The sequence below is a fragment of the Sinomonas sp. genome, assembly GCF_051955515.1.
Lineage (GTDB): Bacteria > Actinomycetota > Actinomycetes > Actinomycetales > Micrococcaceae > Sinomonas.
In genome coordinates this window covers 1-4407 of record NZ_JBQCGQ010000001.1, presented here as the reverse complement: position 1 = coordinate 4407, position 4407 = coordinate 1, and the positions used below count along the sequence as shown (strand labels likewise).

General features: G+C 68.5%; 5 protein-coding genes and 2 pseudogenes. 5 read left to right on the top strand and 2 right to left on the bottom strand.

The window, feature by feature from the left end; translation table 11 throughout:
* Positions 1 to 228: pseudogene (locus ACTHL9_RS00035) on the top strand (translational GTPase TypA); the annotation flags it as partial.
* Between the two features lie 375 nt (positions 229 to 603).
* On the opposite strand, the pseudogene ACTHL9_RS00030 reads toward ACTHL9_RS00035, so the two are convergent.
* Positions 604 to 726 (bottom strand): annotated as a pseudogene (locus tag ACTHL9_RS00030) (ArsR family transcriptional regulator); the annotation flags it as partial.
* A gap of 59 nt (positions 727 to 785) precedes the next feature.
* On the opposite strand from ACTHL9_RS00030, the gene ACTHL9_RS00025 reads away from it, so the two are divergent.
* On the top strand, positions 786 to 2060 hold the full coding sequence (locus ACTHL9_RS00025) for an MFS transporter (protein ID WP_440516578.1): 1275 nt from the start codon (positions 786 to 788) through the stop codon (positions 2058 to 2060).
* Positions 2061 to 2067: 7 nt separating this feature from the next.
* Here the strand turns inward: ACTHL9_RS00025 and ACTHL9_RS00020 are convergent, their stop codons facing one another.
* Positions 2068 to 2307 (bottom strand): putative acetyltransferase, encoded by a 240-nt coding sequence (locus ACTHL9_RS00020; RefSeq protein ID WP_440516577.1) that lies wholly within the window; start codon positions 2305 to 2307, stop codon positions 2068 to 2070.
* 191 nt (positions 2308 to 2498) lie between these two features.
* On the opposite strand from ACTHL9_RS00020, the gene fdxA reads away from it, so the two are divergent.
* The 3 genes from fdxA to ACTHL9_RS00005 all read left to right on the top strand — a co-directional run.
* Complete coding sequence (fdxA, locus tag ACTHL9_RS00015; RefSeq protein ID WP_440516576.1) at positions 2499 to 2822, top strand: ferredoxin; 324 nt, start codon at positions 2499 to 2501, stop codon at positions 2820 to 2822.
* Between the two features lie 2 nt (positions 2823 to 2824).
* Entirely contained in the window at positions 2825 to 3964 is a 1140-nt protein-coding gene (dapC, locus tag ACTHL9_RS00010) for a succinyldiaminopimelate transaminase (RefSeq protein WP_440516575.1), read from the top strand.
* Between the two features lie 86 nt (positions 3965 to 4050).
* Positions 4051 to 4407 (top strand): citrate/2-methylcitrate synthase (locus ACTHL9_RS00005; protein WP_440516574.1); only part of this gene is annotated, 357 nt, incomplete at its 3' end.

Below are 4407 nucleotides of genomic sequence, written 5' to 3'. Positions count from 1 at the left end.
ATGGACGTCAACATCACCAAGGAGAAGAAGCTCACCAACATGCGCTCCTCCACGGCGGACAACTTCGAGGGGCTCACGCCGCCGAAGACGCTCACGCTCGAGGAGTCGCTCGAGTTCGCCCGCGAGGACGAGTGCGTCGAGATCACGCCGGAGGAGATCCGTATCCGGAAGGTCATCCTCGACGCGAACGAGCGGCTCAAGGCGAACCGGGCGCGCGCCCGCGCCTAATCCTTCCTCTTGCGCCGTCGGGTCCGGGTGATGAGCGATCATGAGGGACGTGGCCAGACCATCGGGGTCACTCGGCAGGGCCGCATACTCGTCGACGACGGCACGGAGTTTGGCGAGCAGGTCGGCCCGGTGGCGGGCGTTCAGCTTGAGGCCAAGCCGCCACACTTCGATATCTTCTGGGGGGAGCGCGGCCGTTTCCTGGACGAAGGTTTCGATGAGGACGGGGGCGACGTCGTCGACCTTCTGGCCCCAAGATCGCCGCGTGGCGAGGTAGGGCACCTCCCGCGCACCGCGGTTCCCGCGCCGCTCGGCCTGCGGTTCGAGGAATCCCGTGGCCACGAGCGTGCGCACGTGATGCAGGGTCGACGCCGGATTGAGGCCGAGGACGTCTGCGATCTCCTTGTTCGTGCGGGCATGGTGCAGGCACAGGCGCAGGATCCGCAGGCGCAAGGGTGAGCTGAGGGCGCGGCCCTTTGCTGCGTCGTCGGAGATCGACATGGGATCACTCTACCGTCGAGTGATTGACACTTCCCAATCACTCGGCGCACACTGACCGCATGGCCTCCCACTCCGTGGCGCGCAGCACCGTCGCTCCGCTTGTCCGGCGCCCTTCCTTCCTCGCTTTCTGGGCGGGGCAGGGAGTGAGCCAGCTGGGCGTCCAACTCGGTCAGCTCGCGCTCCCGGTCCTCGCCGTCAGCCTGCTCGGCGCACGGGAGCTGGACCTGGGCGTCCTGAATGCCGCGTCGATGGCGGCCTTTCTCGTCGTTGGGCTTCCCGCCGGAGCCTGGGTGGACCGCTGGCTCAAGAGGCGCACGATGATCCGGGCGGACGTCGTGCGGATGACCGCCATGCTCGCCGTGCCGATCCTGTGGGAGGCTGGCGTGCTCGAGATGTGGCACCTCTTCGTCGTGGCCGCGATCGTGGGCGTCGCGACCGTGTTCTTCGACGTCGCCTACCAGAGCTACATCCCGCTCCTCGTCGACCGCGAGCTCGTTGCCGACGCGAACGGCAAGCTCGAGGCCACGGCGCAGACAGCGCGCCTCGCCGGCCCCGCGCTCGGCGGGTTCCTGCTGACCGTGGTGAGCGCGCCGCTCCTGTTCGCCGGCGAAGCCGCGGGCTACTTGGTTTCGGCGCTATGCCTCGCGCGGCTCCGCGACACCGAGACCTTCCGCCCGCGCGCGGAAGGAAGCCGGCTCTCCGCGGAGATCCGCGAAGGGGCGGCCTTCGTGGTCTCCCATCCGCTCATCCGCCGGATCGTCGCCAGCACCGCGATCGGGAATCTCTTCTCGTCAGTCGTCTACGTCCTCATGCCCCTCGTGACCCTGCGGGAGCTCGGTCTGGGCCCGGTCGGGCTCGGCGTCATGCTCTCGTTCGGTTCCGTCGGGGGAGTCATCGGAGCGCTCGCGGCTCCCCACCTCGCGGCGCGCGTCGGCGAAGGACCGCTTCTGCCGCTAGGGCTCATGGTGGGCGGGGCCGCCGTCGCGCTCTTCCCGCTCGCGCTCACGGCGGGATCGGGAACGCTCGCGCTCGTCCTGCTCAGCGTGGGCGATTTCGTCATGAGCTTCGGCGTGATCGTCTACAACGTGCTTCAGGTGAGCATGCGCCAGCGCGTCTGCCCACCCCGGCTGCTGGGACGCATGAACGCCTCGATCCGCTGCGTCGTCTGGGGCGTCATGCCGATCGGGAGCCTCCTCGGCGGATGGCTCGGCGCGGAATTGGGGATTGCTCCGACGCTCTGGATCGGCATCGTCGGCATGCTGCTCTCTTGCCTCCCCGTGGCGATCGGTCCATTCTTCCGGCTGCGGCGCCTCCCCGACGGCGAGGGGGACTGAGCCGCCTCTAGACGCGGGGTCGACGGGCAGGGGGAGGCGGCGGGACCTCTTTCGCCGCCACGATGACCGCGAGCGGGATCTTCGCCGGGCCGCGTCGCGTGGCGATCACCGCTTCAGCATGGTCGACGGCGGTGAGCTCACCGAGTGCGTCCGTGAAGCCTCCTTCAACGCGGTAGCGGACGACGACGCGGGTCCCCGGTGCGAGAGCGCGCAGCACGTCGGCGGGTCGCTGGGCGGGCGGAAGCATCCGAACATCCTAGGCACCGGATGGCTGCCGACGCGATGCTACGGCGTGTGACGGCATATGACAGGCGTGCTGTGCTCGGCGGGCGTGCATGCTGACCCAGCTGGATTGGCGCCGTCGAGCGGGATGATAATAGGCTCGTTCCGCCGGGATGCAAGGCGTCCCCCATCAGCGAGTCGTCAGAAGGTGTAGCAGTGACATACGTGATCGCGCAGCCGTGCGTGGATGTGAAGGACAAGGCCTGCGTTGAGGAGTGCCCGGTCGACTGCATCTACGAAGGCGAGCGGTCCCTCTACATCCACCCGGACGAGTGCGTGGACTGCGGCGCGTGCGAGCCGGTGTGCCCCGTCGAGGCCATCTACTACGAGGACGACGTTCCGGACGAGTGGGCCGACTACTACAAAGCGAACGTCGAGTTCTTCGACGATCTGGGCTCTCCCGGCGGCGCTGCGAAGCTCGGCAACACGGGCAGGGACCATCCGCTCGTCTCCGCGCTGCCCCCGCAGAACCAAGACTGAGCGTGCAGACCAGCACCTTCGGGCTCGACCTCCCCGACTACCCGTGGGAGGCCATGGCGCCGTACCTCGAGAGGGCCAAGCAGCACGCGGGCGGCGTGGTCAACCTCTCCATCGGCACGCCCGTCGATCCGACGCCGAAGCTCGTCCAGGATGCGCTTCGCTCCGCCGCTGACGCCCCCGGCTATCCGACTGTGCACGGCACGAAGGCCGTCCGCGAGGCCGTCGTCGAGTGGTTTGCGCGGCGGCGCGGGGTCGAGGGGCTCGACGAGCAGGCCGTGATGCCGACGGTCGGGTCGAAGGAGCTCGTCGCGTGGCTTCCTTTCTTCCTCGGCTTGGGCCCGGGCGATGTTGTGGTCCGGCCCCGAGTTGCCTACCCGACCTATGACATCGGTGCGCGCCTCGCGGGCGCGGAGGCGATCCCTGCCGACTCCCTCGACGAGCTCGACGCACCGACCCGCGCTCGTGTCCGCCTCGTGTGGCTCAACTCCCCGGGTAACCCGACGGGCGCGGTTCGCACGGCTGAGGCGATGCGCGCCGTCGTCGACGATGCTCGCAGCGTGGGTGCCGTCGTCGCCTCCGACGAGTGCTACGCGGAGCTCGGGTGGGGCGAGTGGGACGTCCAGCGGGGCGGATCCGCCGTGCCCTCCGTGTTGGATCCTCGCGTGAGCGGCGGCGACTTCACGCGGCTGCTGAGCGTCTACTCGCTCAGCAAGCAGTCCAACCTCGCGGGCTATCGTGCGGCCTTCGTGGCCGGCGCCCCCGAGCTCATGCCGAACCTCGTCAACAGCCGCAAGCACGCCGGCATGATCGTTCCCTTCCCGGTGCAGGAAGCCATGCGGGTCGCGCTCGGCGATCAGGCCCACGTGGACGCCCAGAAGGACCTCTACCGGGGCCGCCGGGAGCGGCTCGTGCCCGCGCTCGAGGCGTTCGGGCTCACGATCAGCCACTCTGAGGCGGGCCTCTACCTGTGGTGTACCGCGGGCGAGGATACCTGGGCTACGGTGGGCCGTTTGGCCGAGCGCGGGATCGTCGTGGGACCGGGCGTGTTCTACGGCGACGACGGCGCTGGCTTCGTCCGCGTGGCCCTCACCGGCACCGACGAGCGGGTGGATGCCGCCGTCGACCGCCTCACTGCGTACTGATCGTTGCGATGAAGGGCACCGATTAGTCCGGTGCGCGCGCTCGGAGTAGTTTTGGACTGTTGCGAGCTACCCATGTAAGGGGAACCATGACTGAGAAGAACGGTGCCACCCTGCGCCATGAAGGCGGGGAGCTGACCCTTCCCCGCATCGCCGCCGTCGAAGGCAATGACGGCTACGACGTGTCGAAGCTGCTGAAGGAGACAGGTGCTGTCACCTTCGATCCTGGCTTCATGAACACTGCGGCGACCACTTCGTCGATCACGTTCATCGACGGCGACGAGGGCATCCTCCGCTACCGCGGATACCCCATCGAGCAGCTGGCTCAGCACTCGAGCTTCCTCGAGGTCTCCTACCTCCTGATCTACGGCAACCTGCCGACGCCGTCCGAGCTCGAGTCCTTCGATCAGCGGATCCGCCGCCACACCCTCCTCCACGAGGAGCTC

What these genes read in the sequence shown, in the direction of transcription:
- ACTHL9_RS00025 (WP_440516578.1), top strand. Translation starts at nt 786, where the DNA reads ATGGCCTCCCACTCCGTGGCGCGCAGCACCGTCGCTCCGCTTGTCCGG.
- ACTHL9_RS00020 (WP_440516577.1), bottom strand. Translation starts at nt 2,307, where the DNA reads ATGCTTCCGCCCGCCCAGCGACCCGCCGACGTGCTGCGCGCTCTCGCA.